The sequence below is a fragment of the Phycisphaerae bacterium genome (assembly GCA_035384605.1).
In the GTDB taxonomy this organism is placed as follows: Bacteria; Planctomycetota; Phycisphaerae; order UBA1845; family PWPN01; genus JAUCQB01.
In genome coordinates this window covers 1-2,675 of record DAOOIV010000229.1, presented here as the reverse complement: position 1 = coordinate 2,675, position 2,675 = coordinate 1, and the positions used below count along the sequence as shown (strand labels likewise).

Here is a 2,675-nt window from a genome sequence, read left to right as displayed (position 1 = left end):
ACCTCGGCGCCGGTTGAGGTTTGCCGGAAGCAGAGGCGTGCGTCAATGTCGCGGTGGTCGCATAGCTCATAGCCGGAGAGCGATTCGGTTATCTGCTCCATCGTGAGCAGATTCTGCGAAGCCGTGAGCAGGTAGTGCCCGTGAAGGTGGCGCTGTTCGTCGATCCGTTCCTTGTTGTAGGGCAACAATTGCGGTACATACTGCACCTCATCGAGAATAGGCGGGGGTATTCAGATCGAGAAAGCCACGAGGGTCAGCAATCGCTGCCGTTCGCACGTCGGGCGATTCAAGCGAGACGTATCTGTAAGACTTGCCGAACAGGTGTCTGAGCAACGTGGTCTTGCCTGATGGTCTGGGGGCCGGTCAGCATGACGGCTGGAAATCCGGTCACAGCCTGCCTGAGCACCGGCACGATAGTGCGTCGAATGCATTCCGGCGGCAGGTCGACCCGGCGGTGCAATTGTGCAATTGAAATGCAGATTCGCAACGTCCGATAAAGCCCACCGGCTGCTGACCGCTGGCCGGATCCATCCGGACATGGCGTTTGACTGCGGTGCGCAGGTTCAGGGTGAGGTGGTCGCCATTCCTCTTTGGAGCGGCCTTGGTTCCGAAACAGGCGGAGCAGGGTAACACTTGGTCGCCCTGCTCCGCGATTCTGTCAACGAAAGCCTGGATCCCTGCCTCTCGCGGTGGCCGGCATCGAAGCTACTTCCCGGGCACCGGGATGTGCTTGCGGATCTCCGCTTCCTCGAGCTTGTAGTCCGGCGGGCCGAGCTTGAGGTCGGATTCGATTGCATCGTCCCAGGCAACTTCCTTGCCGGTGTAGGCCGACATGCGGATCATGATCGCCGTCATGGTGGACTCGCTGACGTTTTGCGTCTCGTTGATCTGCTCGCCGGTGCGGATGGCCTTGATCAGATCCACGTGTTCCTGGACGTAGGGCTCGTTGCCCGGAATGTCCAGTTTGCCCGCATTGCTGATCCAGCCGGCGCAGTTGGAGATGCCCTTCTCGCCGATGACCCGTTCGCTGACGCTCGAGGCACAACCGGTGATCTGACGGCACATGCTGTGCACGTGGATATCCATGTTTTCCTTGTCCGGAGCCTCGGGGTTCGGGAACGACAGATCCGCCGAGAAGAAGTCGTACTGATCACCGGTAACCCGGCGGGCGCGTCCGCCCATGGCTACGGCCTTGCGGGCATGTGTCTTGAGCACCCAATTGATGATGTCCAGATTATGAACATGCTGCTCGACCACGTGGTCGCCGGACAGCCAAGCCCAGTTCACCCAGTCTCGATGCATCCACTCCATGTCAGACCACTTGGGTTCTCGCTCCTTGTACCAGAGTTGGCCCATGTTCCAGTAGCACTGGGCGGACAGGATCTTGCCGATGGCGCCGTCGTGGATTCGCTTGATCGTCTCGATGTAGGAGTTCTGGTGACGGCGCTGGGTCCCGGCGGTGACCGAGAGCTTTTTCTCGTCCGCCATCTTCCCCGCTTCGAGCATGATCCGAATACCCACCGGGTCCACAGCGACGGGCTTCTCGGTGAACACGTGTTTTCCGGCCTTGATCGCCGCCGTGAAATGTTCCGGCCGGTAGTAGGGCGGAGTGGCCAGGATCACGTAGTCCAGGTCCAGCTCGAGCAGCTTCTTGTAGGCATCGAAACCGACGAAGCAGTGCTTGTCCTCGATCTCAGCTCCCCTTTTCTTCAACTCCCCGCGGCAGCCCTCGAGCCGGTCCTTGTAGGCGTCGGCAAGGGCCACGATTCTCACGGCAGGATCGGCTTCCATCGCGTTGTGGGCTGCGCCCGTGCCACGGCCGCCACAGCCGATCAGTCCGACTTTGATGGGCTTGTCAAAAGCCGCTCCCTTCAACACGTACGGGAAAGCCGTGGTTGCCGCCGCCACGGCCGCGCCGCACATTACCTGCCGCCGTGAGGGTCCATTGGATTTGCCGGATTGCATGACATTTCCTCCTGGTTTGAGCCTTGTGCATCGTGCAAACCGGAGGAGACGGCCGACCGAATCGCCGGCACGGACCTTCAGGTTCTACGCATGCACGATGCCGTCAGATTTCCACATGATGCCGATGGCCCGTCAGATGTCAACTTTGCTCGCCGCGATCTGCCGGGTCATTTCGGTAATGAGATGGGGTGTCCGGTTGCATGCTGCGGGGGTGGCCGATAGCCTTATCCCTGGAGAAACAGTTGCTTTGCGCGGACGGATGAATACGGTGTTTCAAACGACTGTCGGCTGCGAGCGCCTGCTGTCCGGCTGCGGGCTGGGTGACTTGGATGCCGTCTTTAGATGGCACCAAGGGGAGCGACTGGACAAACCTGGTTTGGAACCCTGGCGCCAGCGATGGCGCATCGCCCTGGGTCACCAAGCCTCTGCCGCGGAAGTTCTTTATCTGAAGCGTTTTCTGAATCCTCCGCTCAAACGACAATGTGCCCGTTGGTTGGAGGGTAACTGGCGTCTCAGCACGGCCGGCATCGAATGGCGGAATGCTCAGGATCTGGCTGCGGCTGGCATTCCTGCCGCAGAGGCCGTCGCTTTTGGTCAGGAAATGATGGGCCCTTGGGAGAGGCGGAGTTTCGTCGTACTCCGGGCTGTGGAAGGGACGTCGCTGGAAAAGTGGGTCCCCCGGTACCTGTCTCGCACGAGTGCAGGTGCCG

The 2,675-nt window shown here is 60.4% G+C and carries 3 protein-coding genes; 1 reads left to right on the top strand and 2 read right to left on the bottom strand.

Annotation, left to right across the window (positions count from 1 at the left end; all coding sequences use genetic code 11):
• A partial coding sequence (locus PLL20_22140; GenBank protein ID HPD32700.1) for a hypothetical protein occupies window positions 1–206 on the bottom strand: 206 nt, incomplete at its 3' end.
• A 499-nt stretch (window positions 207–705) separates the two neighbouring features.
• The gene (locus tag PLL20_22135; protein HPD32699.1) at window positions 706–1,965 is read right to left on the bottom strand and encodes a Gfo/Idh/MocA family oxidoreductase; all 1,260 of its coding nucleotides are present in this window, start codon (window positions 1,963–1,965) and stop codon (window positions 706–708) included.
• 268 nt (window positions 1,966–2,233) lie between these two features.
• Here PLL20_22135 and PLL20_22130 point away from each other — a divergent pair.
• On the top strand, window positions 2,234–2,675 hold a 442-nt coding region (locus PLL20_22130), incomplete at its 3' end, for a lipopolysaccharide kinase InaA family protein (GenBank protein ID HPD32698.1).